Consider the following 26,774-nt stretch of genomic DNA (forward strand, 5'->3'; position numbering starts at 1 on the left):
CTTCCTTCGACGACGCTAGACCGGCAAAAACCCCAGCAAAATCGAGCTTTGCAGATGGTGCAAGCGATTGCTTGCGAGCTGATGAATCGGGGCGGAGTCGCGACATTTCGCGTCGGGCGCGACATTTCGTCGCGATGTCCTACTTGACGCCGAGTTTCTTCATGCGGCTGCGCAGCGTCGATGCCGGCAGTCCGAGGATTTCCGCCGCGCCGCCACGGCCTGCGATCATGCCGCCGGTGTGTTTCAAGACCTGCTCGATGTATTCGCGCTCCATCTCATCGAGCGTCACTAGCCGTAGCCCCACGGGCCGCACGGTCGCCGGCGCAGCACTGCGCCGTTCATCGCCGAGCGGCAGATCGATCTGGAGAACTTCGCCCTCGGCCAGCAAAACGGCGCGCTCGATGATATGCTCCAGCTCGCGCACGTTGCCGGGCCACGCATACTGTTGCAGGCGTTCGAGTGCTTCCTGGCTGATCGAGGTGATCTTCTTCTTGAAGCGGGCGCGGAATTTCTGCGCGAAGTAATTGACCAGCAGCACCAGGTCGTCGCCGCGCTCGCGCAACGGTGGGATGTTGATCGGAAAGACGTTGAGCCGGTAGTAGAGGTCCGAGCGGAACTTGCCTTCTTCGACCAGCCGGGCGAGCGGTTGATTGGTGGCGGCAATGACACGCACATCCACCTTGATGGTTTGCGTGCCGCCGACGCGCTCGAACTCGCCCTGCTGAAGGACGCGCAAGAACTTCGCCTGCGTGTCGAGCGGCAGCTCGCCGACTTCGTCGAGAAAGATGGTCGCGTGGTTGGCCAGCTCAAAGCGTCCGAGCTTGCGCTGCACCGCGCCGGTAAACGCGCCGCGCTCGTGGCCAAACAGCTCCGACTCGACCAACCCGGCGGGCAGCGCCGCGCAATTGACAGTAATCAGCGGGCGCGACCGCCGCGGGCTGCGCGCGTAAATGGCGCGGGCCACCAGTTCCTTGCCGGTGCCGGTCTCGCCCGTAATCAGCACCGTCGCGGCGGTCGGCGCAACGCGCTCGACATCTTTCATGACCTGCTTGAAAGTCGGGCTGACGCCGACCATCTCTTCGATGTTGTAGTTCTGATTGATGGCCTCTTGCAGATAAAAGACCTGCGATTCGAGGGCGGCGACGCGCGCCCGCTCTGCTTCGAGATCGCTGGCACGGCGGTCGAGCTCGCCCATCAACTCTTGAATCTCGGCGCGCTCGCTGACGATGCGCGGCAGTTGCTGCTCGAAGTCTTCGATCTGGTAATGCTCGCGCGCCGCGTCAATGGCTTCGTTGGTTTCGCCGCCGAGCGATTTGCCGACGACGTGACACTGCCCGTCGCCGCGCCCGACGCATTCGGTCTCGAAATAGAAAACCTCGCGGCCAAACACGGCGGTCGTATAACCGCTGGCATAGCCTGTGAGCGTCCAGCAGACCGGCGTGTCGCTCTTGCCGATGTGCTTCAGGTGCTGCTCCGCTTCATATGAGGTTGTCCAGGTGCCTTCGGCGTAGAAGTCGCCGGTGTCGGTGTTGAATTCATGAAGCAGCGGGTGAGAATCGGTGATGCCTTCGAGCGCGTGCAGGCGCGTGCCGGCCCGCCACCAGTCTTCGAGAGTCTCCCAGTCGAACAACTCCTTCGAGGTCAGAGCGTCGCGGTAGCCGCGCGCATAACCGAAGCGCGCCAGAATCTTGCGCGCCCCCGGCACCCCCAGCCCTTCGATCAGCTCGCGGCGCAAGAGCCCCATCGCATCCGCGTCAAAGATCAGCATGCGACGATTCTTGAAATAGATCGTCCCCGCCGCTTCGTTGATCTGCAACAGTTCGATGAGCTTCAGGTCTTCAGGCTTCATAATGATTTAGTAGGCAGTAGGCAGGCAGCAGGAGGCAGTATCTTAATTGCCAACGGTCCGTTACAACGCATCAGGCTACAAACAAATTTCTGTCTGCCTCCTGCTTCCTGCTTCCTGCCTACTTCTTCCCATGGATTCTCGCATACACCGCGTTGACGCTTTGCTGATGCTCGTCGCTTTCAAGGCAGCGGCGAAAGGTGCGCCCGATCTCTGCCAGCGCGCTGGCCGTGTCCAGATCGATCAGCTCGCGTGTTAGCCGCTTGGTTTCGATCAGCGCCAGGCGCGGCTTGGCGGCAAGTAAAGCCGCGAGCTGCATGGCTTGCGGCAGCAGCTCGGCCCGCGCGTAAACGTGGTTCACCAGGCCGATGCGATAGGCTTCCATCGCCGAGATATTCTGACCGGTCATCGCCAGCTCTTTCGCTTGCGCCAGGCCGATGGTCTTGTAGAGCGGGTGAATGATCTGCGTCAGACCAATGTTAATCTCCGCTTGTCCGAAGATGGCTTCTTCGGCGGCGAGCCGCAGATCGCAGAAAGCCGCGAGGTCAAATCCACCGGCGATGCACGGCCCGTTGACCGCAGCAATCACCGGCTGCGGCAATTCCCAGACGGCGCGAAAGACCTTTGTGACGGTGCCGAGGTATTCGAGTTTTTCTTCCATCGTCCAACCGACCAGCAGGCCGAGGTCGAGGCCGGCGCAGAAGCTGCGGCCCGCGCCGGTGATGACGACGACGTTCACCGAGTCGTCAACGGCGGCAGCCGCGAGCCCGTCACCAAGCTGGCGCACCAGATCAGGATGCAGCGAGTTGCTTTTTTCAGGGCGGTTGAGCGTCAGCAGCAGGATCGCGCCCTGGCGCTCGTGCAAGACCGGCGGCGCGGCGGGTGTCGTCATCGTGAGCTCTCCTTGTCACGGCGTCACGGCTCGGTGCCGAGTGAAAATCATAGACGAGCGCGGCGGACAGGTAAAATGGTTTCCCTGAAATGCCCGGCCTTTTTCGGCAACCCTTCACCCGCATGGCCTCGACTCTCCGCCGATGGCGCTTGACAGATTTGTGTTTCTGAATAATATATGGCTATGCAACATACAAGCACTCGGATGTTTGATCGTGAATTGAAGAAGGGCAGCGCCGAATTATTAATCCTCTCGCTGGTCGAGGCGCGGCCCCGGCACGGCTATGAGATCAGCAAGCTGATTGAGGCGCGCTCGGACGGCGTGCTGCGCTTCAACGTCGCGTCGCTCTACCCCCTGCTCTACCGCCTGGAGAAGCGCGGCTGGATCGAGGGCCGCTGGGTCGAGAAGGCCGGCCAGCGGCGGCGGCGCTATTACAAGCTGACCAGAGAGGGCCGCAAGGTGCTGGCCTCGCAGCGCACGACATGGCAATCCTTTGTCGCCGCCATCAACCGCATCACCGAGGCCGAGAATGCCTGATTGGCGACCAGAGATCAGGCGGCGGCTGGCCGGCTTGCAGCTCGCGCCAGCGCGCGAAGACGCGATTGTCGAGGAGCTGTCGCAGCATCTCGACGACCGCTACGCCGAGTTGTTGGCGGGCGGCGCAAGCTCCCCTGAGGCGCGGCGCGCTGCCTTCGCCGAGTTGAGCGAAGGTGATTTGCTCAGGCGGGGACTGCGGCGGCTTGAACCCATAACATCGGATGAGCCGCTGTGGGCGACAGGAAGGAGAAGGCATATGATGAGCGATCTATGGCAGGACTTGCGTTATGCCGCGCGCATGCTGCGCAAGCAGCCCGGCTTTACGCTGATTGCGGTGCTGACATTGGCGCTCGGCATCGGCGCCAACACCGCCGTCTTTTCGGTCGTCAACACGTTGCTCTTGCGCCCGCTGCCGTTTCGCGATCCCAACCGCCTGGTCTGGATTTCGAGCAACCGCAACGCCGGCTCGCAGACGGTGAGCTTAAGGGCGTCGGATGGCAATTTGTCGAGCGTCACCACACAGGTCGGCCACTTCCTCGACTGGCGCAGCATGAACCAGTCCTTTGAAGACATGGCCGCTTATTTCGCCTTCTTCGATTATGGCAGCTACACGCTGACGGGCAGCGGTGAGCCGGAACGATTGCGCGGCGTCGGCGTGTCGCAGAACTTCCTCGACCTGCTTGGCGTCACGCCGGCGCGGGGCCGCGGCTTCACCGACGAAGAGTGCGTCTGGAACGGCGCGGGGGCGGCCATGCTGACCCATGCGTTCTGGGAACGCCGCTTCGGCGCCGACCCGCGCATTGTCGGCAGCACCCTCATGCTCAATAACAAACCGACGACCGTGGTCGGCGTACTGCCGCCGTCATTCGACTTCTCGTCGGCCTTCACCCCGGCTTCGCCAATCGATATTCTGGTTCCTTTTCCGCTGTCTGAAGAGACGGACCAGTGGGGCAATACCCTGGCGGTGATCGCCCGCTTAAAGCCGGGCGTGACGATTGAAAGCGCCCAGGCGGAGATGGACACGCTCACCGCAGGGTTAATAAAGGCGCACCCGGAACGCAACCAAAATGGCGCCAAGCTGACCAGCCTTCAGGAACAGATCAGCGGGCGGTTTCGCTCCGCCTTCGTGGTGCTGTTGTGCGCCGTCGGCTGTGTGCTGCTGGTCACCTGCACCAACCTTTCGAATCTGCTTCTGGCGCGCGCTTCATCGCGGCGCAAAGAGATGGCTGTGCGTATCGCGCTCGGCGCGGACCGCTCGCGTCTGGTCCGCCAGATGTTGACCGAAAGCCTCTTGCTCGCAGGCTGCGGCGCGGCGCTCGGCCTGCCGCTGGCTTTCCTGGCGACGCGAATGCTGGCGGCCACTAGCGCCATCAACATTCCCTTGCTGCGATCCGTGCAGATCGATGCGACGGCGCTCGCCTTTACGCTGCTTGCGGCCATCGCCACCGGCTTGCTCTTCGGGCTGGTGCCGGCGCTACAGATCTCTCGTCTCGACGTGCATGAGAATCTCAAGGACGCCAGCCGCGGATCGAGCGAAGGCGGGCGCGGCGGGTGGATTCGCAACACGCTGGTGGTCACTGAAGTTGCCCTGGCATGTATGCTGATGGTCGGCGCGGGACTGTTGATTCGCAGCTTCTTGCGCCTGCTCGACGTCGATCCAGGCTTTCGCCCCGAGCACGCGGCGAGCTGGCGAATTGAAATGGGGCCGCAATACGAAACGCCGGCGCAACAGAACGCTTTTTATGAAGCCGTTGTCCGCAAGGTCGAAGCGATCCCCGGCATCGAATCGGTCGGCTTGACCGACGCCCTGCCGCTTGGTCGCAATCGCAGTTGGGGCGTGCGCGCAAAAGGCGAGACCTACACGCCGGAGACGTACCCGAACGCTTATCCACGCATCATCGATCCCGGCTACATTCGGACGATGAAAATCCCGCTGCGCGCCGGTCGCGAGTTTACGGCGCGCGACACCGCCGACAGCCAGAAGGTCTTAATCATCAACGAGACCATGGCGGCACAGTTGTGGCCGGGTCGCAATGCGGTCGGCCAGATTGCCCTGCTTGGGCGGCAGGAGTGGCAGGTGGTCGGCGTCGTCGGCAACGTGCGGCACAGCAACCTGGAGCAGGAGGCCAGCATGGAGATGTACCTGCCGGTCACACAGGCGGGCGCCGGCTCGATGGACATGGTGGTAAGAGCGACACTGCCTCTGCCGTCGCTTGCGCCGAGCGTGCGAGCCGCCCTCGCGAGCGTCGATGCGGACCTACCGACCGGCGACTTTCAACCGCTTGAACAGATTGTCGAGCGCGCCGTTGCGCCCAGACGCTTCATCACCCTCCTGCTGGGCGGCTTCTCCGGACTGGCCCTGGTTCTCGCTTCCTTAGGAATCTATGGCGTCATCTCCTATTCGGTAAATCAGCGCACGAATGAGATCGGTATTCGCATGGCGCTTGGCGCGCAAGCCGTATCGGTTCTGAAACTGATCATCGGGCAGGGCATCCGGCTAACCGTGATTGGGCTGGTGATTGGCCTCGCCACGTCCTTTGCGATTACCCGTGTCATGGCGGCGTTACTGTTCGACGTGAAGGCAACCGACCCTTTGACGTTCGCCGGCATCGCCTTGCTGCTTGGCGGCGTGGCGCTCGTGGCCTGCTACCTGCCGGCGCGCCGCGCGACGAAGATCGATCCGCTGACGGCGTTGCGTTACGAATAGCGCTGCCGCATGGAGTCGCTTATGCCTGAGTGGAGAGACAAGATCAGACAGCGCCTGGCAGGGTTGAGGCTTGAGCCGACGCGCGAGGCCGAGATTATCGAGGAGCTGTCGCAGCACCTCGACGACCGCTACGCCGAGTTGCGCGCCGGTGGCGCGGCTGCCGATGAGGCTTATCAATCGGCGCTCGATGAATTGAGCGCCAGCGAAATCCTTCGACAAGAACTGCGGCGCGTCGAGCAACAGGTGAGCCGCGAGCCGGTGGTGTTGGGAGCAAGCAGGAGGAATGTAATGGAAGACCTGTTACAAGACTTGCGTTACGCGCTGCGGACGCTGCGCAGCCGTCCAGGCTTTAGCGCCGCAGTTATCCTGGTGCTGGCGCTCGGCATCGGCGCGACCACGGCCATCTTCTCAGTCGTCAACGCCGTGCTGCTGCGCCCGCTGCCCTATCCGCAGCCTGATCGTTTGATGATGATCTTCACGACCGCCGAGCGTGATGGGCATAGCTCGAACAATGGCCCGGTCTTCGGCCCTGATTTCATTGAGTGGCGCGAGCAATGTCAAAGCTGCGAGCAGATGGCCGCTTACGTCGGCACCTGGCCCGGCAACCTGACCGGCGGCATCGAGCCTGAGCGCGTGCGTGTGGCGCGGGTCACGGACGGGTTGTTTGCGACGCTCGGCGTCAAGCCGATTCTCGGGCGCACCTTCTTGCCGCAAGAGGCCGGGCGGCCCCTGTTCGGCAACGACAGTCCGCGGGCCGGCAACACGGCGGTGATCCTCAGCTATAGCGTGTGGCAGCGGCGCTTTGGCGGCGACCCCGCGGTGATTGATCGCGCCATCCGCATCGAAGGCGACAGCTGCACAGTGGTCGGCGTGATGCCCAACGGTTTCAGTTTCCCCGATGAAGCCGAAGTGTGGCTGCCGGCTGCGCTCAGCGCCAAACGCGACAACGCCTTCCTGCGCGTCGTCGCGCGCCTCAAACCGGGAGTCACGACCGCGCAAGCCCAGACAGAGATGGCGACCATCGCCAGCCGCCTGGAGCAATCCTTTCCGCAGACCAATCGCGGCATGGGCGTCAACCTCGTGCCTTTGCAAACCCACATCGTCGGTGACGTGCGCGCGGCGCTGCTGGTCTTTCTCGGCGCGGTCGGCTTCGTCTTGTTGATCGCCTGCGCCAACGTCGCCAATTTGTTGCTCGCTCGCGCCGCGACGCGCCAAAAAGAGATGGCGATACGCGCAGCGCTGGGCGCGCGCCGCTGGCGCATCGTGCGGCAGTTGCTTACAGAGAGCCTGGTGCTGGCGCTCGCGGGCGGCGGGCTCGGCTTGCTGCTCGCCACCTGGGGATTAAACCTGCTGGTCGCGGCGGCACCGCAAGAAATCCCGCGTCTCAATGCGATTGCTATTGATGCTCAAGTGCTCGGCTTTACGCTGCTGGTGTCAACGCTGACTGGAATCGTCTTTGGGCTTGCGCCGGCGCTGCAATCATCAAAGCCCGATCTGAGCACGGCGCTCAAAGATGGCGGGCGAACCACGGGCGGCGCGCTCGGCCATCGCTTACGCAACATGCTGGTGGTTGCCGAAGTTTCGATGGCGCTGGTGCTGTTGATCGGCGCGGGGTTGCTGGTGAAAAGTTTCATGCGGCTGCGCGACACCAGCCTCGGCTTCAATCCCGATTCTGTGCTGACCGCCAGCATCACCTTGCCCGAAGCGACCTATCCGACAATGACGCAAGTGAAAGCCTATTACCGGCAGGCGCTCGCTCGTCTCACTACCCGCAAGGAAGCGCTTGCCGTCGGCATGGTCAATGCGCTGCCGCTCGGCAAACACGGCGTGCGCATTCAAGGCGACTTGACTGTCGAAGGCGAAGCCGCCGAGCGCTCAGACATCAGCGCCAGCAAGCTAGCCGTGGGCGGCGATTACTTTCAGGCGATGGGCATTCCGTTGCTGAAAGGCCGATGGTTCGACGAGCGCGACACCGAAGACTCGCCCGGTGTGTTGATCGTCAGCGAATCATTGGCGCGCAGCCTGTGGCCCGACGCCGACGCGATTGGCAAGCGCCTCAACATCGGCTTTCGCGGCGAGACCTGGCGCGAAGTGATCGGCGTCGCCGGTGACGTGCGCCAGGACGAAGTCGGCGCACCGCCGGCGCAGGCAATCTATCAGCCCTTTCTACAAGTCGCCGACTCGCGCCGCTGGCAGCTCGGCGACATGACATTCGTGGCGCGCACGGTTGGCGAGGCGCCGAGCTTTAGTGCGACGCTACGCAGCGAGCTGCAAGCGGTTGACGCTGACCTGCCGCTCTACGACGTTGCCGCGATGCCTCAGGTGATCGCGCAGAAAGTCGCTGACCCGCGATTCTACACGCTGCTGCTCGGCAGCTTCTCGACGCTGGCGCTGCTGCTGGCGGCGGCGGGAATCTACGGCGTCATCTCTTACACGGTCAGCCAGCGCACGCATGAAATCGGCGTCCGCATGGCGCTGGGCGCGCAGATGCGTGATGTCGCGCGGCTGGTCGTCGTTCAAGGAATGAAGCTGGTGCTGGCAAGCTTGATCCTTGGCCTTGCCGGAGCATACGCCCTGACCCGCGTGCTTGAAAGCTTCCTCTATCAAGTCAGCGTCACCGACGCGGCGACGTTTGCGCTGGTCACGTTGTTAATCACGCTCGTGGCGCTGGCGGCCTGTTATCTGCCGGCACGCCGCGCGACGAAGATCGATCCGCTGTCGGCGCTACGCTACGAATAGCGCCGCCAAGACGGAGTCTCTATGCCTGAGTGGAAAGTAGAAATCGGCAGGCGACTGGCGGGCTTGCGGCTTGAGCCGCTGCGCGAGGCGGAAATCATCGAGGAGCTGTCACAGCACCTCGACGACCGCTACGCCGAGTTGCGCGCCGACAGCCTGGGGGCGGAAGAGGCGCGCCACGCCGTGCTGGTCGAATTGCAAGATGGTCAATTGCTGGCCGAAGAACTGCGGCGGCTAGAGCGGACAATGGCGATTGTGCCCGTATTCGGAGAACCGAAAGGAGCGACTCTGATGAATGATTTAGGGCAAGACATACGTTATGGGCTGCGCGTGCTGCGACAGAATCCCGGTTTCACGCTGATTGCGGTGATGACGCTGGCGCTCGGCATTGGCGCAAATACGGCGATCTTCAGCCTGGTCAACAGCATTCTCCTGCGCCCGCTGCCGTACCACGAGCCGGACCGCCTGGCGCGGCTGATTCAGTCCAGCCCGGCTTTGGGCTTGCCGACGTGGGGGCTGTCGCAAGCCGGCTTCGTCGCCTACAGGGATCAGAACCACACGTTTGAGACGCTAGCCTTGTTTACCAACGGCGGCGTCAACCTGACCGGCGACGGCGAGCCGGAGCATCTGTCGGTGGCCAATGTGAGCGCCGATTATTTCAATGTCTTCGGCGTCAACCCGGTGCTTGGGCGCACGTTCCAGGAAGGCGAAGACGCGCCCGGCAAGAACGGCATTTGTGTGCTGAGTCATGGATTCTGGCAGCGGCACTTCGGCGGCGACCCGCAGGTCGTCGGCAAAACACTCGTCTTGAATAACGCCGCCACGGAAATCGTCGGCGTGATGCCGGCTGAGTTCAAGCATCCCCGGCTGGAAACCGAGTTGTGGATTCCGCTGGCGCTCAATCCGACGCGCACCGCGCCTTACGCGTTTCAGGGCATTGGCCGATTGCAAGCCGGCGTGCAGGTCGCGCAAGCGCAAGCCGACACCACCAACATCGTGCAAAACTTCGGCCGCCAGCACCCCGACAAAAGTGAGGCTGCCGGACTCAGCGAAGGCAACGGCCCGCGAACCATCGTCACGCCATTAAAGGAAACCCTCGTCGGCAAGACCCAAAAGCCGCTGCTGGTTTTACTCTCCGCCGTCGCTTTCGTGCTGTTGATCGCCTGCGCCAACGTCGCCAACCTCTTGTTGGCGCGTGCGACGGCGCGCACGCGAGAAATCGCTGTGCGCGTGGCGCTCGGCGCGACGCCATCGCGCATCGCCCGTCAACTGCTGACCGAAAGCGTGCTGCTGTCATGCATCGGCGCGGTCATCGGCACGGCGCTGGCCGGGTTAGGCATCCGCATGCTCGGCAAGCTGCCGATCACCGGCGTGGCGCGCATAGAAGAAGTGAATTTGAGCGGCGCGGTGCTGGCCTTTACGGCGGGGCTGGCGTTGCTGACCGGCTTGCTATTCGGGCTGGTGCCGGCGCTGCGCGCTTATGGCATGGGACTGGCGGCAGGCATGAACGAAGGCGGGCGCGGCGGCTCGGCAAACCGGCGCATGGGCAGCGCGCTGGTGGCCGTGCAATTCGCCCTCTCACTCATCCTCTTGATCGGCACAGGGCTATTGCTGAAAAGCTTTCAGCGGCTGGAGTCGGTCAACCCCGGCTTCAATCCCGAACAGACGCTGACGATGTCCGCCGCCTTGCCGCGCGCCAAGTACAATAAGCCGGAACTGGCCATGCGGTTTTACGACAACGCGATTGAGCGGCTGCGCAATGCGCCGGGCATTCAGTCCGTCGGCTTCGCCACGGACCTGCCGTTCGCCGGCAATTCGAACGAGGACGGCTTCATTATCGAAGGGCAGGAGCCGCCCGATGGCAATGTCACACACACGGAGCAGGCCGTCCTGCAAGCCTTCACGCCCGGCGTCTTTCAAGCGCTGGGCCTGCCGCTGCTCAGTGGCCGTGACTTCCAAGAAACCGACAACGCCAATTCACCAATGGTCGCCATCATTGATGAGCCGTTAGCCCGACATTACTGGCCGAACGGCGATGCCCTCGGCAAGCGCATCGAGACCACAGGCGACAAGCAATGGATGACCATCGTCGGCATCGTCGGCGGCGTCAATCACTTCAGCCTGGCCGAAGAGCGGCAGCCGCACATTTATACGGCGATGTCGCAAAACACGGACTCGCGGGCGTTTCTGATCGTCCGCACCGACGGCTCGATGGCAGCGGCGACTTCGACTGTCAGGACCGCAGTGAAAGAGGTCGAACCCGAGCTGCCCATTTATCTGGTCCGCTCGATGACCGAGATCGTTGGACAAACGCTGAGCACACAGCGGCTGACCAACGGGCTGCTCACGGCGTTTGCGGTGCTGGCCCTGTTGCTCGCCGCCGTCGGCATCTACGGCACGATGTCCGGCTATGTCGGCAGTCGCACCAAGGAGTTCGGCATTCGCCTGGCGCTCGGAGCGCAACCCGGCGCTCTGCTACGCTCAGTCTTGCGGCAAGGCTTGATGCTCACCGGCGCAGGCGTCGTCGTTGGCCTTGCCGGCGCGCTGGCGTTAACCCAGACGATCAAGAGCCTGTTGTTCGAGGTGAGCGCCACCGACCCGTTGATTTTCGTTAGCCTGCCGGCGCTGCTGGTGACAGTGGCACTGGCGGCGTGCTACGTCCCGGCCCGTCGCAGCGCCCGCGTTGATCCGCTGGTCGCATTGCGGTATGAATAAACTGACAATTATTCATCACCGACGGGCGAGGCAAAGCGAATGCGAGCGACGATCAATCACCTCAACCTGGAGTACAGGGATCAGGGGAGCGGCGAGCCGGTCATCTTCATCCACGCCTTCCCGCTCAACCAGACGATGTGGGACGAGCAGGTGGCGGCGTTAAGTCATCGTTGCCGCGCCATCACGCTCGACCTGCGCGGCTTTGGCGGCTCGGACGTTGCGGATGGCCCTTCGACGATGGAGCAGATGGCCGCAGACGTGCGCGGCTTGATGTCAGCGCTTAAAATTGAGCGGGCAACACTCGTCGGGCTTTCGATGGGCGGCTATGTGTCGCTGGCGTTTTATCGCGAATACCCCGACGCCTTGCGGGCGCTGGTGTTGGCCGACACGCGCGCCAGCGCGGACACTCATGCGGCGCGCGAACGCCGGCTGCATTCCGCCGAGAGAGCCGAGCGCCAGGGCGCGGCGGCCATCGCTGATGACATGGTGCCGCTACTGCTCGGCCATACGTCGCAGCAGACGCGGCCCGACATTGCGGCTCGCGTGCGCGCCATGATCGAAGGCAACTCGCCCGAAGGCATCGCCGCGGCGCAGCGCGGCATGGCGGCGCGGCGTGATTCGACCTACATTCTGGCGGCGATAGATTTCCCGACGCTGATCGTCGTCGGCGCGGAGGATGGATTGACGCCGGTCGCCGAAGCCGAAGCATTGCGAGACGGCATCCGCGGCGCGCGCTTGCAGATCATCGACGGCGCGGGTCACCTGTCGAACCTTGAGCGCCCGCAGGAATTCAATGCGGCGCTGATTGAATTCATTGATTCGCTCGCCGCCGAGTGAGCGGGTCGGCATTACCGCGTCGCCGCGTCCGTGGCGGGCTCTCGGCCCGGCCCGTAGAGGGCGCGGCCCGGCGTCGCCCCTGTGTGCTTGCCGCCGTCAATCACCACGCGGCCATTGACCAGCACCACCGCGAAGCCTTCGGCATACTGGTGCGGCTTGTCAAAGCTCGCGCGGTCAGTCACCTTGCTCTCGTCAAAGATGACAAGGTCTGCCGCCATGCCGGGGCGGAGCAAGCCGCGATCCCACAAACGGAACGTTGCCGCCGGCAGCGAGGTCATCTTGCGCACGGCGTCTTCGAGGCCGATGAGCTTCTTTTCGCGAACGTAGGTGGCAATCACCCTGGCGTTGTTGCCGTAGCCGCGCGGGTGCGGCACGCCGCTGTTCATGCGAATCACACCGCTGTCGGAGGCGATCATCGTGTAAGGCTGCGCGACGATGCGCTCGACATCCGGCTCGCTCATCTTGTGAAAGATCATCCCGGCAGAGCCCGCCAGATACATCGCGATGATCTGCTCGGCCTCTTCTTCGGCGCCGCTCTTGCCGCGCGCCAGCCTGGTGATTTCGCTGATGTTCTTGCCTTCATAAGCCGGCTCCGGTTGATAGCCCGCAACCACCGCGTAGGAGAAATCCTTGAAGCCGTTCTTGCCGAGCGATTGAATCATCTCGGCCTTGATCTTCGCCCGCGTCGCCGGGTCGTCGAGCCGCGCCTTCGCTTTGTCGCGTCCGCCCTCAAGCGCCCAGGTCGGCAGCAATGTGTTCAGCGACGTCGACGACGCCGTGTAAACGTACTGGTCAACCGTCACCTGCTGGCCGCGAGCGCGGGCGTCGGCGACCATCTGACAGGTCACGCGGCTGTCACCCCAACGCTTCTTAGATGAAACTTTGAAATGCGAGATTTCGACGGGCAAGCCGGCCTGCTCGCCGATGGTCAGGGCCTCTTTGATTGAATCGGTAACCTGATTGCCTTCGTCGCGCATGTGCGTGGCATAGACGCCGCCGTAACGCGCCACGACCCTGGCCAGGTCGGCCACTTCAGCCGTCTTTGCATAGGTGCCCGGCACGTAGATCAGGCCGGTCGACATGCCGACCGCGCCGTCACGCATGGCGCGATCAACGATGGCGCGCATGCGGTCTAATTCGTCGGCGCTCGGGTCGCGCGCCTCTTCCTTCATCACCTCGCGGCGCAGCGAGCCATGCCCGATCAGCGTGGCGATGTTGACCGAGATGCCTTTGGCTTCTAACTTCGACAGAAAATCGCCGACCTGCAACGAAGACGCGCCACAGTTGCCGGTGACCAGCGAGGTCACCCCCATGTAGATAAAATTATCCGCCGTCGGCACCTCCGCGAGGTTGCCTTCGACGTGGGTGTGAACGTCAATGAAGCCTGGGGCGACAACCATGCCCTTCGCATCGATGACGCGCGCGGCGCGCCGGGCGTCTACCGCGCCGACCTTGACGATGCGGTCGCCTTTGATGGCCACAGAGCCGTAGAACCATGGGTTGCCCGTGCCGTCGACGATGCGGCCATTGATGATGGCAATGTCGAATTCAGGCTCGACGGCGCGCGACACGGACAGGAGCGGCAATAGCGGGACGAGGGCAATCAGCAGCAACGCGACAGCGATTTTTTTCAGCATGGCGTTCCTCTGCGGGGAAGTAAAAAGTAAAAAGGCAAAAGTAAAAAGTGCGGAGCCGGAATAATAATTAGCCTCAAGCTACCTTTCAATCCCCTGCCGACCTTTTGCCTTTTTACTTTTTACTTTTTACTTTTAGATCAGGCCAGTTCACTGTAGCCGCCGCGAAAGTAGGCCAGCGGCTTGCCATCACGAACGACGGAGTGTTCGACTTCGCCGACGACGATGGTGTGATCGCCGCCCGGATAGGTGTGGACGACGCGACATTCAATCGCCATCAGCACGTCGCTGAGGATCGGCACGCCGGTCATCCCGTCCATGTAGCCCGTGCCACTGAAGCGGTCGGCGTCGCGCGAAGCAAAGCGACGCGAGAGAATCTCCTGTTCTTCGGCAAGGACGTTGACCGCAAAATGGCGCCCCTCGACGAGCAGGTCATGAAGTGACGCCCGTTTGTCTATACAGACCAGCACGAGCGGCGGCTCAAGCGACAGCGACGCGAAGGCGCTGACGGTGATGCCGCCCGGCTGGTTAGCGTCGTCTCGGATAGTTACCACGGTTACGCCACTGGCAAAGCGGCTCATGGCGCTGCGGAATTCGTCCTTGCTGACGGGCATTGATCCTCGCGGGCCAGAGGTCAGAGGTCAGGAGTCAGAGGTCAGCATAACTTCCGGCTCTGATCTCTGATCTCTGACTCCCGACCTCTGATCTCTATGGTTTTTTGTATTTGGCGATCAGTTCGTCGAGGCCCTTGGTCGAGCCGGCGTGACGGTACTTGTAATACCCTTCGAGCTCGGGGCGCAACTGGTCGGCGAATGATTGGTACTGCGCGTTGCCCTGCGCCAGGGCGATGGCGTGCGCCCACATCTCGATGATCTCGTCCATCTTCGCCTGCGCGTCTTTCAACATCTGATCTTTCATCGGCCCCGCCGCCTGTTTCTGGTAGCCTTCGGCCATCTTCTGGTAGTCGTCGTTGAGCAGCGAGCCGAGCAAATAAAAAGTCACAGGGTCGTTGGCATCCAGCGACGCCGCTTTCTCAAGCCTTGTCTTGGCCTCGGGGTTGCTGCCGGTCATCATCGAAAGCAGACCGGTCACCTGATAAAGCTGCGGCAGCCAGCGCATTTGATACTCTTTCCAGCTCTCGTCGGTCATGCCGGCGGGCTTGTTGCCCGACTCGATGATCTGAATCGCTTTCGCGCCGTACTGCTGGCTCTGCGGCACAAACTTGCCATTGCGCTGCTTCGCCTGGTTGGCGCCGATGATCGTCACCTGGGTGAGCGTCGCCACGTCATTCGGGTTTCTCGCCAGCGCCTTGTCGGCAAAGCTGAAGACATCGTCAAAGCGGTTAGCGGCGATGTAAGCATTCAGCAAAGCCGGGGCGATGATGTCGGCATCCGCCGGCTCTTTGAAGACCGTCATCGCGCTTTCGAGCAGGGTGGTCTTCTGCGCCGCGTCGGGGACGTTGTTGATTTCGCCGATGACGTGAGTGACGACGCCGGCGCGGTTGGTGCTCTTGGGATATTTCTTGATGAACTCTTCGGCAGCTTTGATCTTGGCCGCGGGATCGGCGGTGGACTGCACTTTCATCATGGCTTCCTGCTCGCCTTTCGAAACCTGCGGCGCTTTGTTCTTGTCCTGCGCCAAAGCGAAAGCAGCCAGCGCGGCGGTCAGCGCGCACACCGCCAATGCGCGTGCGACGGCGAATGATTTCGGTTTCATGAATAACCTCGTTGAGTATGGATTTCAGCACACGGTTGCGAGCCGGCGGCTCGAACGGCAAAGGATATTCTGCGGTATCGCCGTCACCATTGCAAGCACAGGGTTGTGGGTTTCTCGGAATCGGCAGGCAACGCCGGGGCGGGCTCGGCAGTCTCAGCTTCTGGACATCCGGCTATCTTGTGCCGCCGGCACGCCGGTCGCTAAAATATCGACAGGAGTCCGGGCCAATCAGCCCGCCGAAAGAATGGAGGCCATCATGAAGAAGTTTCTCGCAATCGCCGCCTTCCTGGCGTGCGTCGCTGCGCCGGCGCTGGCGCAGGACTGGGACCACGCCGTTTCGCTGTTCAATCAGAAGCAGACGCGCGCCGCCATCCGCGAATTTCACACTCTCTTGAAAGCCAACCCTGACGCCTGGCAGTCGTGGTATTACATCGGCTTCGGCCATTATCAACTGCAAGAGTACGAGGACACGCTCGACGCCTTTGGCAACTATGTAAAGGCCAGCGCCAAAGACGACAAGGCGCAGATCACCGGCCATTACTTCCTCGGCTGGGCCGACTATCAACTGCAACGCTACGACAAAGCGATCCCCGAATTCACGCAGTACGTCGCGCTGGCCACGAAGGGCAATGAGAAGATAGACGTGACCGCGCGCGGCGCGCTGGGCCGCGCTTACATCTTCACGCAAAAGTATGCCGAAGCGGTCGAGCCGCTTGCCGCCGCTGCCGCGGAGATGAAGACTAATGCGTCGAACTATTACCTGCTCGGCTTTGCGCATTACAAGCTGAACCACATCGAGCCGGCGACGACGGCGTTGAATCAAGCGCTCACCATTGACCCGAAAGAGCCGGACGCGCTCGCCCTGTTGACTGAGATTTACTTCGCGCAGATGAAGCAGAGCCCGACGGCGGTGCGCCAGGCGATTGCCACCGGCGAGCGTTTGATGCTGGTGCGCAACGACGAGCGCTCGTGGGCGCTGCTCGGTCAGGCTTATCTATTCGATAAGCAGTACGCCAAGGCCGCGCCGCTGCTCGACAAGTACGCCCGCCTGCACCTGGATTCGGTGCCGGCGTGGTACAACCTCGGCGTCGCCTATTCGCGCTCGGAACAATGGAAGCCCGCCGCCCAGGCGCTGGAGCAGGCGGTCAAGCTGCAACCGACGAATCTGGCGGCGAACCTTGAGCTGGCCTACGTTTACGAAAGCGACAAGCAATACGACAAGGCGCTCGCGGCTTACCAGCGCGCCTATGACGCTTCGGGCGGCAAAGACGAGACCGCGCGCACCGGCATTGACCGCGTCAAGCAAACCAAACCGCAGGGGCAGGAAGCAGGAAGCCGGAAGCAGTAGGCAGGATGCAGTAAAAACCGGTTGCCAACATTCAAAGGCAGCAAGCGTTGAGCGATGACTCACGCTTGCTGCCTTTTTCTGACTGCCTCCTGCTTCCTGCCTACTGCCTACTGCTGACTTCCCCGTCCGCGCTGACCTGCCCGACGCGCTCTAGTCCTTCATAAGCGATGGCCAGCAATTCGATCTCGCGGCTCTCGCCCGGCTTCAACGAGAGCGCTTCGCCGCGCGCCGCCGCGTGCATCAACATCGGGTAGCTGGCGCACGGCTCCAGGGCGATGTTATACGTCGCGCTCCACCACGGGTAATCGCGCCCGCCGCGATAGACCTGCCAGTACCACAGCACCTTGAAGACCTCTGCCGGGTAACGCAGCGCAAAGCCGACGCGCTTTGCCGTATTAGTGATGGCGTACCAGCCGTCGGTGATGCCTTCGAGAAAAACCATATCGGCGGCGGCGACCGTGGGGCCGGGAATGCGCGACAGGTCCACCTGACCACCGCCGGCAGCGTCGGCCTGCGGCCAATCCTTGAGCTGCCGGGGTTTCAAGCGCGATGAGGTCGGCGTGTAGTCTTCGATGGTGCGAATGCGGCAGGGCGGCACGTCTACGCGGCAGCTCTCGTCAATAAACGGCCAGCCGAATGCCGGGTGATGTCCCCAGGTGAAATCAACCGGCTGCCCGCCTTCATTGGTGACGCGCTCGTGGATGCGCAGCACCGCCTCATTGCGTCGCAAGCTGACGGTCTTGACCAGATGAAACGGCGTCCGCACGGTGCGCACGTCGAAGCGCACTTCGATCTCTTCCACATCGTCTTTGGTGATAGCGTAGCGCCACGGCAGCAGCAAGACTTCGCCATGCTGGCCGACCTCTGCGCCCTGATGCTCGGACGGCGCGCCGCAATTCGGGAACATCTCCTGCCAGCCGCCCTCATAGAAATCATTGTGCGGACCCGCCGGGCGCGGGCTCGACGGCCAGTAGAGCGAGCGGTCGCGCAAGCCGGCCCACGTCCGCCACATGAAATCCACGTCGCGCGGCTTGTAGAGAAACTCGTAAACGTCCGTGCCTTTGTCGGCAAGCAAGGTGACGCGCAACTTTTCGTTTTCGAGCGCCACCGCGCGGTGGCCCGCCAGAATGAGCTCAGTGATGCGGCAGCCATAGTTGCGCGTGTGCTGGAAAGTTTGATAGCTCATTCGCCCTCCCTCATCAACCGCGAGATTAGCACGTTGATTTATGATTGTCAGGTTGAATCCCCACAGGCGCTGTGCGATAACAGCTTGAGGAGCGGACGTGCATGGAAAAGCGAAAAGCAGTGGTGCTGTTGAGCGGCGGGCTCGATTCGGCGACGGCGCTCGCTGTGGCCATCGCTGAAGGGTATGCCGCTTACGCGATGTCGTTTCGCTACGGGCAGCGCCACGCGGTAGAGCTTGAGAGCGCCCGGCGCGTCGCCGCGGCGATGGGCGTGGCGCGCCATCTCGTCGTTGACATAGACCTGCGCGCCATCGGCGGCTCGGCGCTCACGGATGAAATCGAAGTCCCGAAAGCGCGCTCTAGCGCAGAGATGTCCGCGGGGATTCCGGTGACTTATGTGCCGGCGCGCAACACGATCTTTCTCTCTTTTGCATTGGGCTGGGCCGAAGTGCTGGGCGCGGCGGAAATCTTCATCGGCGTCAACGCTCTCGACTATTCCGGTTATCCCGACTGTCGCCCGGAATACATTGAAGCCTTCGAGCGCATGGCGAATCTCGCAACCAAAGCCGGCGTTGAAGGCCGCCTGCGATTGAAGATTCACACGCCGCTGATTGCGATGAGCAAAGCCGAAATCATTCGCCGCGGCCTTGAGCTTGGCGTCGATTACGCGCTGACGCACAGTTGCTATGACCCGACGGCGGGCGGGCTGGCCTGCGGCAGATGCGATAGCTGTCTGCTCAGACAAAAAGGCTTCGCCGAAGCCGGCGCGCGCGACCCGCTGGTTTATGCCGGCGACTAGCGCGACCTAGCGGCCTTCTTGTGCAGGCTTCTCGTCCCATATCCACTGGCTGAACCACTCGAAGTTATGCTCCATCACGGCGCGCTGCTGTTTAGGCTTATCGATGCCGTGACCGAAGCCTTTGTAGACGATCATCTTCACCGGCACGCCGCGGTCTTCGAGCGCCTGCCGCAACTCGTAGGCGTTCGGGATCGGCACGCGCCTGTCCAGCTCGCCGTGCTGAATCAAGGTCGGCGTGCGCGCGTTCTTGATGTAAGCGATGGGCGAGGTCTTGCGGTAAACTTCGGCGTCGTCCCACGGCGTCGCTTTCAAATACTGCCGCGTGAACGGCGTGATGTCGGTGTTGGCGTAATAGGTCATCCAGTCGGAGATGCCCGCGCCCACCGACACCGCTTTGAAGCGGTCGCTGCTCGCGGTGATGAACGCAGAGATGTAGCCGCCCTGGCTCCAGCCCATCGCGCCGACGCGATCCTTGTCGACAAAGCCCTGCGCGATCAGGTGGTCAACTCCCGAAATCACATCCCAGTAATCGCCGACGCCGAGGTTGCGCACGTTCAGCGAGCGGAACCTCTCGCCGTAGCCGGCTGAGCCGCGATAATTCGGGCGCAGGATCACCGCGCCCTTGGCGGCGAACATCTCCAGCGGGTAATAACGGTCGGCGCGCAGCAACGGGTTGTCAACGCCCGTCGGCCCGCCGTGAATGACCACCAGCAGCGGGTACTTCTTCGCCGGGTCGAAGTCGGCGGGCTTGATCAGCACGCCTTCGATGGGCGTGCCGTCGGTTGACTTCCACTCGATCACTTCGCGCTTCGCCAGTTGAAAATCTTTGTACTGCTCGCCCATCGCCGTGAGCTTGCGCGGCGCAAAAGCGGAGAGTGGCGAAACATACACTTCGACCGCTTCGTTCGGCGCGGCGGCGGCAAAGGCCGCCTGGCTGTAATCCCGCGTGAACGAATACTGTGACGAGGCAAAGCTCGCCGGGCGGCTCATCTGTTCGATGGCTTTGGTCGCGGGGTTCAGGCGGAAGAGGTGCGAAGAAGTTTTCTGCTGGCTGGTGAAGTAGATGCCTTCGGGTGACCATGCCTGCAACATCGGGTCTTCGTCAAAGCTCGCGGTCAACACTTCCGGTTTGCCGCCGTCGCCGCTGACTTTGGCGATGAAACTGTTTTGAAAGAAAAAGAACTCCTGCGCATTGGCGGTTTCAAAAGCGATCTGCCGGCCATCGGGCGACCAGACGGGATTATTGTCCGGGCCGCGCGTGTCAACGATCTTCTTGATGCCTTTGTCGCCGACCGTCAAAACGTAGAGGTCGCTGGTGTCCGAAGCGGTTAAGTCGGGATTGCGCGTCGCGCTGAAGGCAATGCGCGTTGAATCGGGCGACCAGCTAAAACCGCCGACGCTGTACGTCGTGCCTTCGGTGAGGCGCACAGGCTCAGGCTTCCTGCTCTTGCCTTCTTCCGCCTCGATCATCCACAGGTGCGTCATCACGTAATCGCCGCGCACGATCTCGAACTCGCCGTATTTCTCTTTGCGCTCTTTGCGCGCTTTGCTTTCGGGCTCGGCGGCAGTAAAGGCGATGCGGCGACCATCGGGCGACCAGGCAAACGAGTTGACGCCGCTCTCCAGGCTGGTCAACTGGATGGCTTCGCCGCCGCTCGGCGCAATCACATAAAGCTGCCGCTTGCCATCACGGTCGGAGACGAAGGCGAGACGCTTTGAGTCTGATGACCACTGCGGGCTCATGCTCGACTTCTTGGCGTTCGTCAGTTGGTAACGCTCGCCGCTGCCGACGACCGCAATCCATATCTCGGTCTCGAAAGCGTTCTCTTCCCAGTTGGTCTCCTGCACCTGATAGGCGACGAGGCGGCCGTCGGGCGAGATGCGCGGGCCGCCGGCGCTCTTGATGTTGAGCGACTGTTCGATGGTTGGCGTTTTGCCCGATTGCGCGAGCGCGAATGTAGCAAGAGATAAAATCAGTAAAGTGAGGGGCACGAGTCTTCTCATCAAAGCGTCCTCTCTAACTTGGAGATTGTTCATCCACTGCCAGGATACACGCGCAGTTTATCACAGACGGCCCGCGCGCGCAGCAGGTCGGTTTGACCGCGCGGCACTGGCAATGCGACCATGAATTGTGGGCGGCTTGCAACATTGGACGGGCGAGGGAACGGAATGGACATAGATCGCAATCAAACCCAGACAAGCGATGACGATACGGCCACGGTAGATCAGGTTGAAGAGCGTGTGCAGGCCGAGATGAAGCGGCTGGAAGGTAGCGCCAAAGAACGCGCCGGACAGGGGATGCAGAATTCCGAGCTTGAGCGCGAAGGCCGCAAGCTGAAGGAAGAAGGCGAAAGCGAGTTAAGCGAACAGGATTCGCTGCAATAATCATTAAGCCGCGCGGCGCGCCGCTAATCGAGCGAATCCAGGGCCTCTTGAATCTCGCCGCGGGTGCGGCGGTCGCCGGCTTTCGTGGCCACATCAAGGCCCGTGCGGTACACCTCGCGGGCCTCTGTCATCTCTCCCGCCTGCGCCAGCAGCCGTCCGAGATGATAGTAAGCGGCGACGTAATTGGCATCCCGCTCGATGACGGCGCGCAGCTCAGGGATGGCTTCCGCGGCGCGCTGCTCTTTTTCCAGCTCAAGCGCCAGCGCGTAGCGCGAGAAGACGTCCGCCGGGTCGGCGGCTAAAAACTCTTCGAGCATTTCCCTGCGACTCTTCATCGTTCGAGATTACCGGGCAGAAACGAAAGTAGCGCAAGCCACAAAGCTTGCGCCCTCTCTCTGCCTCTGTCGCTGGCCGCCGCGCTGATCGTTTCAACGGCGGTCGCCGCGCGCCGCCTGATGATAGAAGGCAACGATCAGCACGCCGAGCGCCGCCACATACAACCAGACCAGTAACGAAATAATCGTCACGCGCCGCCCTTCATCGGCTCATCAAAAGATGAGCGCGGCAAACGAGCGCGCCCCGAAAGACGCGCCCGCTTCGCCAGCCGGGTTTTCAAAAAGACAAAGTCTATTCCGTCTTCCGCTCGATTTCAGCCGGCGGCTGAATCGGCTCGGCGGGCACGCTCTTGGCGCGCGATTGCGCCGAAGCGGCAGCGGCTGCCGCGCGCTCGCCGCGCGTGTCGCGCTCGCGGATGCGCGCCGCTTTGCCGCGCAGCTTGCGCAGGTAGTAGAGCTTGGCGCGGCGCACGCGGCCGTGGCGCACCACATCGATGTGATCGATCACCGTCGCGTGCAGCGGGAAGATGCGCTCGACGCCGACACCGAAGCTGGTCTTGCGCACAGTGATCGTCTCGCGCACGCCCGAATGTTTGCGGGCGATGACGACGCCTTCAAAGGCTTGCAGGCGCTCTTTGTCGCCTTCCTTGATCTTGACGTGGACGCGAATCGTATCGCCCGGCTGAAACGCCGGGATACCGTCGCGAAGCTGGCGGTCTTCGACCGCTTGCACTACTTGATTCATGACACTTACCTCTCGCTGCTTAATCTCAAGGTTCAGACAGCGGCCCAAAAATTCCGGCCAGTCGCTGAACCGTCACTGTTTGTCCATCTCTCGCAGAATCTCCGCGAGCAAGCGCCGCTCGTCTTCACTGAGGGCGCGACGTTCGAGCAAATCGGGGCGGCGCCTAAGGGTCTTTTCCATCGCCTTGCGTCGCCGCCATTTTTCAATCTCGCCGTGGTGGCCGCTGATCAGCACATCAGGCACTTTCAAGCCTCTGTACTCGGCAGGCCGCGTGTAATGCGGATAATCGAGCAAGCCGTCGGCGAACGATTCGCGCTCGGCGGACTCATTGCAACCAAGCGCGCCGGGAATCAATCGTGTTACCGCATCCACGACCACCATCGCCGGAATCTCGCCGCCCGACAGCACGTAATCGCCGATAGAAATCTCGTCATCGGCCAGTTGTTCAACGACGCGCTCGTCTATGCCTTCGTAGCGCCCGCAGATCAACACCACTTGCTTACGACCGGCTAACTCTTCGACGGCCGGCTGCGTCAACAATCGCCCCTGTGGCGACAGCATCACCACCGTTCGATCAATGGCCGCGTGCGTAACCGCTTCGATAGCGCGGAACAAGGGTTCGGGCTTCATCACCATCCCGGCGCCGCCGCCGAACGGGCGGTCATCCACCTGACGGTGGCGATCAAACGTGTAATCGCGCAGGTCGTGCAGGTTGATCTCAATCAAACCGGCTTCGACCGCGCGGCGAATGATTCCGAATTCAAAGACCCCGCGGAAAATCTCCGGGAAAATCGTGACGATGTCGAAACGCATTGCTGATTTTAGATTTTGGATTTTAGATTTTAGATTAGCCGGACAGGTCAAGCTTTTGGTCGCCTGTTCCTCAATCCAAAATCGCCGGCGCGCCGCGCCAAGCTATGAAAATCTAAAATCCAAAATCAACCTCACTCTACAAATCCAACAAGCCATCTGGCGGGTTGATCGTGATGCGGCGGGCCGCCGTATCAACCTCTGTGCAAATCTCGTCGGCGAACGGGATCAGATGCTCGCGCTGATCGTCGCCTTCAACCACCAGCAGGTCTGTGCCGCCTGTGCGCATCAACCGCACGACCCGGCCAACCATCTCTCCTGCAAGCGTCACCACCGTCGCGCCGATTAAGTCGTATTCATAGAACTCGTCGGCTTCGAGTGCGAGCGCCTCGGCCTCGGAAATCACCAGGCGTCCGCCGACCAGTGCCTCGGCGGCGGTCATCGTCTCATAGCCCGCGAATTTCAAGATCACGCGCCCCTTATGGAACCAGTGATCTTCGAGCGTCAAGCGCAAGCGCGTGTCGTCGGGCATCCATAGCGTGACGCGCTCAAGCTGCTCGAAGCGTTCGGGGAAATCGGTCTCGATGTTGCAGGCGACTTCGCCGCGGATGCCGCGCGCTTTGATGACGCGGGCGATGACCACATCTTCAACCGGCGATGGCTTTCGGCTCTCTTCGCTCACCTACTCAACAATCTCAAGCACAAACCGCTTACGCAACTTCATGCCGGCGGCGCGCAGCAGCGTCCGCATGGCGCGCGCCGTGCGCCCTTGCTTGCCGATCACTTTGCCGAGATCGCCGGGCGCGACTTTCAATTCGAGCACGGTTGCCTGATCGCCATTGATTTCGCGCACCGTCACCTCATCAGGAGCGTCAACGAGCGCTTTGGCAATCGTTTCGATGACCTCCTTTAATGAACTGTCGTCCATTCGTCACCTCCTTCGAAACTTGTCATGAGAAGGAAGGACGCGCGGCGCGGCCAGGGCGAATTCCCTCAGACAACCGATGGCGCGTGCGCGCGCTCGGCTAGGCTTCGGCGCTTGCGTCGCTCGCGGCTTTGCCGGCGCGCTTGATGAGGCTGCGCACCGTTTCGGTCGGCTGCGCTCCGCGTTCTATCCAGTACGTCACCCGTTCTTGATTGAGCTTGAAACCCGCTGGATTGCGCGGGTCGTGATAGCCCACGGCCTCGATGTAGCGGCCATCGCGTTTCGACCGCTTCTCGGTCACGACAATACGATAAAAGGGCTTCTTCTTCGCCCCCATTCTAGTCAACCTGATCGCTAACAAAATGCACCTCCATACTGACAGCCGGCGGCGTGAACCGCATTCATGCGCCGCTCGAATTCAACGCCTTCGGGAAAAGCCGAAGGAAAAATCGCCTGGTGAACAATTCGCCTGGATGAAGTTAAGGTATCAAAGCGCCCGGCCTGCCGGCTCATTATACCCAAAAACCACCCTCAGTGTTTCTTTTTCTTCTTGCGCCGCTTGGTCGCTTTACGGCGATTGCCGGCGCCAAAACCGGGCAGCCCACCGCCCATCAGCCCGCCCGCCAGCTTGCCGCCGAGCCCGCCCATCATGCCGCCCAGACCACCCGCCGTCATCATGCGCATCATCTTGCGCATCTCCATGTACTCGTTGATCATCTGGTTGACTTCCTGAACGCTGGTGCCGCTGCCGCGGGCGATGCGCTTGCGCCGCGAGGCGTTCAAGACCGCATGATTGCGCCGCTCTTCCGGCGTCATCGAATTGATGATGGCTTCGGTGAGCTTGAGCTTGCCTTCCATCTCGGCGGTCTGCTCGGGCGTCATGCGCATGCCGCCGAGCATCCCCGCCGGCAGCATATCGAGCAGTTTGTCGAGCGAGCCGAGGCGCTTCATCTGGCGGAGCTGATCGCGGAAATCTTCGAGCGAGAACTTGTCACGCGCCAGCTTCTCTTGCAGCTCAAGCGCCTTCTGCTCGTCCACTTCGGACTGGACCTTCTCGATCAGCGACAGCACGTCACCCATGCCGAGGATGCGCTGCGCGATGCGGTCGGGGTAGAACTGCTCGATGGCGTCATACTTTTCGCCGACGCCGACGAACTTGATGGGCTGCCCCGTCACCTCTTTGATCGATAGCGCCGCGCCGCCGCGCGTGTCGCCATCCATCTTCGTCAACACCACACCCGTAAGCCCGACCTGTTCATGAAACTGTTGCGCCGAGCGCACGGCATCCTGGCCGGTCATGGCGTCAGCGACGAAAAGGATCTCAACCGGCGTACTCTCCTGCTTGATCTGTTGCAGCTCGACCATCAACTCTTCGTCAACGTGGAGGCGGCCCGCGGTGTCAATCAGCAGCGTGTCGTAGCCCGTCAGCTGACATTCGCGCAGAGCGCGGCGAACCAGCTCAAGCGGCTCATTGACGTCCGCCGCTTCGAGGACCGGCTGTTGAATGGCCTGGCCGATGATCGAAAGCTGCTGGCGGGCGGCGGGCCGATAGACGTCGACAGAGAGCAGCAGCGGCCGACGGTTCTGTTTTTCGGCGAGGAACTTGGCGATCTTGCCGGTGGTGGTCGTCTTGCCGGAGCCTTGCAGGCCGACGATCATCACGACATTCGGCGTGCGCTTGGTAAATAGCAGTTGTGTCGAAGTGCCGCCGAGCATCTCGACCACTTCATCGTAAACGACTTTGACGACCTGCTGCGCCGGCGACAGCGACCCCATGACCTCCTGCCCCAGCGCTTTCTCCTTGACGCGGTCAATGAAGGTCTTGACGACCTTGAAGTTGACGTCGGCTTCGAGCAAGGCAATGCGAATCTCACGCATCGCCGCTTCGATGTGCGCCTCGGTGAGTCGCCCCTGACCGCGCAGGTCTTTGAGGACTTTTCTGAGTTTTTCCGAAAGTGCCTCGAACATAGTCTACTACCAGCCTAAAGACGGAAACTAATAAGGTATATGCCGGCGGCGTTTCTGTCAAGCTTGGCGCTAAACTGGCCTGATGTCGTATCACTTACACAGCGCGGCGGCTTGCCCCGGCACGACAAAGAAAAAGGAGGACCACACAATGTGTGACCCTCCTTAAGCTGGTTAAGTAAGGCAGGCAGCGTGTGCCACCTGCCTCACTCACAGGTTAGAGCTACTGGCACTTCTCGGTAACAATCAGGGCGTTCGAAGCCGGTTTCCCGGGGTTCGTCACGATGATCTGAGCGTTGCCGTTCAGCGCACCGCAGAGGCCCTTCTTGAGTACGAGCGTGTTGAAGGTGTTCGAGCCCGTCTCAACACCCTTGCGTTTGATCTTCTTGGGCGTCGAACCGCCAACCGTCACAGTCGCATTCTCATCGATATTGCTACCGTGAACGGTGATGGAGTTCGTCGTCGGATCAAACTCATAGGACGTCAGGACTGCCGCGCCGGTTTGCGGAGCGGTGGCCGAGTTGCAGGTGAAGGTGACCTGTATGCCTTGCTCGTTGCCAAGCGCACAGCCCGCCGGCTCACCCGTGATCGCCGCCGTCCGATTGCGGCTCACACCGCCCGGCCCTTGCACGAAGATCAAGAACGTCTTCCCGGCATT

At 61.8% G+C, this 26,774-nt stretch carries 22 protein-coding genes and 1 pseudogene; 8 read left to right on the forward strand and 15 right to left on the reverse strand.

What is annotated here, in order from left to right; all coding sequences use genetic code 11:
* Positions 1-139: 139 nt before the first annotated feature.
* The gene (locus VJ464_17810) at positions 140-1,849 is read right to left on the reverse strand and encodes a sigma 54-interacting transcriptional regulator (GenBank protein HKQ06991.1); all 1,710 of its coding nucleotides are present in this window, start codon (positions 1,847-1,849) and stop codon (positions 140-142) included.
* A 118-nt stretch (positions 1,850-1,967) separates the two neighbouring features.
* Positions 1,968-2,738: an enoyl-CoA hydratase/isomerase family protein gene (locus VJ464_17815; GenBank protein ID HKQ06992.1), complete on the reverse strand. Its 771-nt coding sequence runs from the start codon at positions 2,736-2,738 to the stop codon at positions 1,968-1,970.
* Positions 2,739-2,942: 204 nt separating this feature from the next.
* Between VJ464_17815 and VJ464_17820 the strand changes: the two genes are divergently transcribed.
* Genes VJ464_17820 through VJ464_17840 form a run of 5 tightly spaced genes read left to right on the forward strand, consistent with a single transcriptional unit; the run spans position 2,943 to position 12,270 of the window.
* Positions 2,943-3,275, forward strand: coding sequence for a PadR family transcriptional regulator (locus tag VJ464_17820; GenBank protein HKQ06993.1), 333 nt, complete (start codon positions 2,943-2,945; stop codon positions 3,273-3,275).
* Positions 3,268-5,982 (forward strand): ABC transporter permease, encoded by a 2,715-nt coding sequence (locus VJ464_17825; GenBank protein ID HKQ06994.1) that lies wholly within the window; start codon positions 3,268-3,270, stop codon positions 5,980-5,982. The genes VJ464_17820 and VJ464_17825 overlap by 8 nt, the downstream gene beginning before the upstream one ends.
* Positions 5,983-6,003: 21 nt before the next feature.
* Positions 6,004-8,721 (forward strand): ABC transporter permease, encoded by a 2,718-nt coding sequence (locus VJ464_17830; GenBank protein HKQ06995.1) that lies wholly within the window; start codon positions 6,004-6,006, stop codon positions 8,719-8,721.
* A gap of 21 nt (positions 8,722-8,742) precedes the next feature.
* Positions 8,743-11,433, forward strand: a complete 2,691-nt coding sequence (locus VJ464_17835) for an ABC transporter permease (GenBank protein HKQ06996.1) — start codon at positions 8,743-8,745, stop codon at positions 11,431-11,433.
* Between the two features lie 39 nt (positions 11,434-11,472).
* Positions 11,473-12,270: an alpha/beta fold hydrolase gene (locus VJ464_17840; GenBank protein HKQ06997.1), complete on the forward strand. Its 798-nt coding sequence runs from the start codon at positions 11,473-11,475 to the stop codon at positions 12,268-12,270.
* An 11-nt stretch (positions 12,271-12,281) separates the two neighbouring features.
* Here the strand turns inward: VJ464_17840 and VJ464_17845 are convergent, their stop codons facing one another.
* The 3 genes from VJ464_17845 to VJ464_17855 form a co-directional block, all read right to left on the reverse strand.
* Entirely contained in the window at positions 12,282-13,907 is a 1,626-nt protein-coding gene (locus VJ464_17845) for a D-aminoacylase (GenBank protein HKQ06998.1), read from the reverse strand.
* A gap of 137 nt (positions 13,908-14,044) precedes the next feature.
* A complete protein-coding gene (locus VJ464_17850; protein ID HKQ06999.1) occupies positions 14,045-14,518 on the reverse strand; it encodes a flavin reductase family protein in 474 nt (157 codons plus the stop codon).
* 94 nt (positions 14,519-14,612) lie between these two features.
* On the reverse strand, positions 14,613-15,620 hold the full coding sequence (locus tag VJ464_17855; protein ID HKQ07000.1) for a hypothetical protein: 1,008 nt from the start codon (positions 15,618-15,620) through the stop codon (positions 14,613-14,615).
* A 256-nt stretch (positions 15,621-15,876) separates the two neighbouring features.
* Between VJ464_17855 and VJ464_17860 the strand changes: the two genes are divergently transcribed.
* Positions 15,877-16,968, forward strand: a complete 1,092-nt coding sequence (locus VJ464_17860) for a tetratricopeptide repeat protein (protein HKQ07001.1) — start codon at positions 15,877-15,879, stop codon at positions 16,966-16,968.
* A 100-nt stretch (positions 16,969-17,068) separates the two neighbouring features.
* Here VJ464_17860 and VJ464_17865 read toward each other — a convergent pair whose 3' ends face one another.
* Positions 17,069-18,154 (reverse strand): aldose 1-epimerase, encoded by a 1,086-nt coding sequence (locus VJ464_17865; protein ID HKQ07002.1) that lies wholly within the window; start codon positions 18,152-18,154, stop codon positions 17,069-17,071.
* Positions 18,155-18,255: 101 nt separating this feature from the next.
* Here VJ464_17865 and queC point away from each other — a divergent pair, with 101 nt between their 5' ends.
* Positions 18,256-18,951 carry a 7-cyano-7-deazaguanine synthase QueC gene (gene queC, locus VJ464_17870; protein ID HKQ07003.1) on the forward strand — a complete coding sequence of 232 codons (696 nt, stop codon included), beginning with the start codon at positions 18,256-18,258 and terminating at the stop codon, positions 18,949-18,951.
* Between the two features lie 6 nt (positions 18,952-18,957).
* Here queC and VJ464_17875 read toward each other — a convergent pair whose 3' ends face one another.
* Positions 18,958-20,955, reverse strand: coding sequence for a S9 family peptidase (locus tag VJ464_17875; GenBank protein ID HKQ07004.1), 1,998 nt, complete (start codon positions 20,953-20,955; stop codon positions 18,958-18,960).
* Positions 20,956-21,120: 165 nt separating this feature from the next.
* Here VJ464_17875 and VJ464_17880 point away from each other — a divergent pair, with 165 nt between their 5' ends.
* Complete coding sequence (locus VJ464_17880) at positions 21,121-21,336, forward strand: hypothetical protein (GenBank protein HKQ07005.1); 216 nt, start codon at positions 21,121-21,123, stop codon at positions 21,334-21,336.
* A 23-nt stretch (positions 21,337-21,359) separates the two neighbouring features.
* Here VJ464_17880 and VJ464_17885 read toward each other — a convergent pair whose 3' ends face one another.
* The 8 genes and pseudogenes from VJ464_17885 to VJ464_17920 all read right to left on the reverse strand — a co-directional run.
* The gene (locus tag VJ464_17885; protein HKQ07006.1) at positions 21,360-21,671 is read right to left on the reverse strand and encodes a tetratricopeptide repeat protein; all 312 of its coding nucleotides are present in this window, start codon (positions 21,669-21,671) and stop codon (positions 21,360-21,362) included.
* A gap of 406 nt (positions 21,672-22,077) precedes the next feature.
* A pseudogene (rplS, locus tag VJ464_17890) lies at positions 22,078-22,416 on the reverse strand (50S ribosomal protein L19).
* Between the two features lie 72 nt (positions 22,417-22,488).
* Positions 22,489-23,229: a tRNA (guanosine(37)-N1)-methyltransferase TrmD gene (gene trmD / locus VJ464_17895; protein HKQ07007.1), complete on the reverse strand. Its 741-nt coding sequence runs from the start codon at positions 23,227-23,229 to the stop codon at positions 22,489-22,491.
* Positions 23,230-23,365: 136 nt separating this feature from the next.
* A complete protein-coding gene (gene rimM / locus VJ464_17900; protein ID HKQ07008.1) occupies positions 23,366-23,908 on the reverse strand; it encodes a ribosome maturation factor RimM in 543 nt (180 codons plus the stop codon).
* Entirely contained in the window at positions 23,909-24,154 is a 246-nt protein-coding gene (locus tag VJ464_17905) for a KH domain-containing protein (GenBank protein ID HKQ07009.1), read from the reverse strand.
* Positions 24,155-24,251: 97 nt separating this feature from the next.
* On the reverse strand, positions 24,252-24,515 hold the full coding sequence (gene rpsP, locus VJ464_17910) for a 30S ribosomal protein S16 (protein ID HKQ07010.1): 264 nt from the start codon (positions 24,513-24,515) through the stop codon (positions 24,252-24,254).
* A gap of 167 nt (positions 24,516-24,682) precedes the next feature.
* Positions 24,683-26,119, reverse strand: a complete 1,437-nt coding sequence (gene ffh / locus VJ464_17915) for a signal recognition particle protein (GenBank protein ID HKQ07011.1) — start codon at positions 26,117-26,119, stop codon at positions 24,683-24,685.
* Between the two features lie 220 nt (positions 26,120-26,339).
* Positions 26,340-26,774, reverse strand: a 435-nt coding sequence (locus tag VJ464_17920) for a hypothetical protein (protein HKQ07012.1), incomplete at its 5' end; no start/stop codon positions are given.

The sequence above is a fragment of the Blastocatellia bacterium genome, from assembly GCA_035275065.1.
Lineage (GTDB): Bacteria > Acidobacteriota > Blastocatellia > UBA7656 > UBA7656 > DATENM01.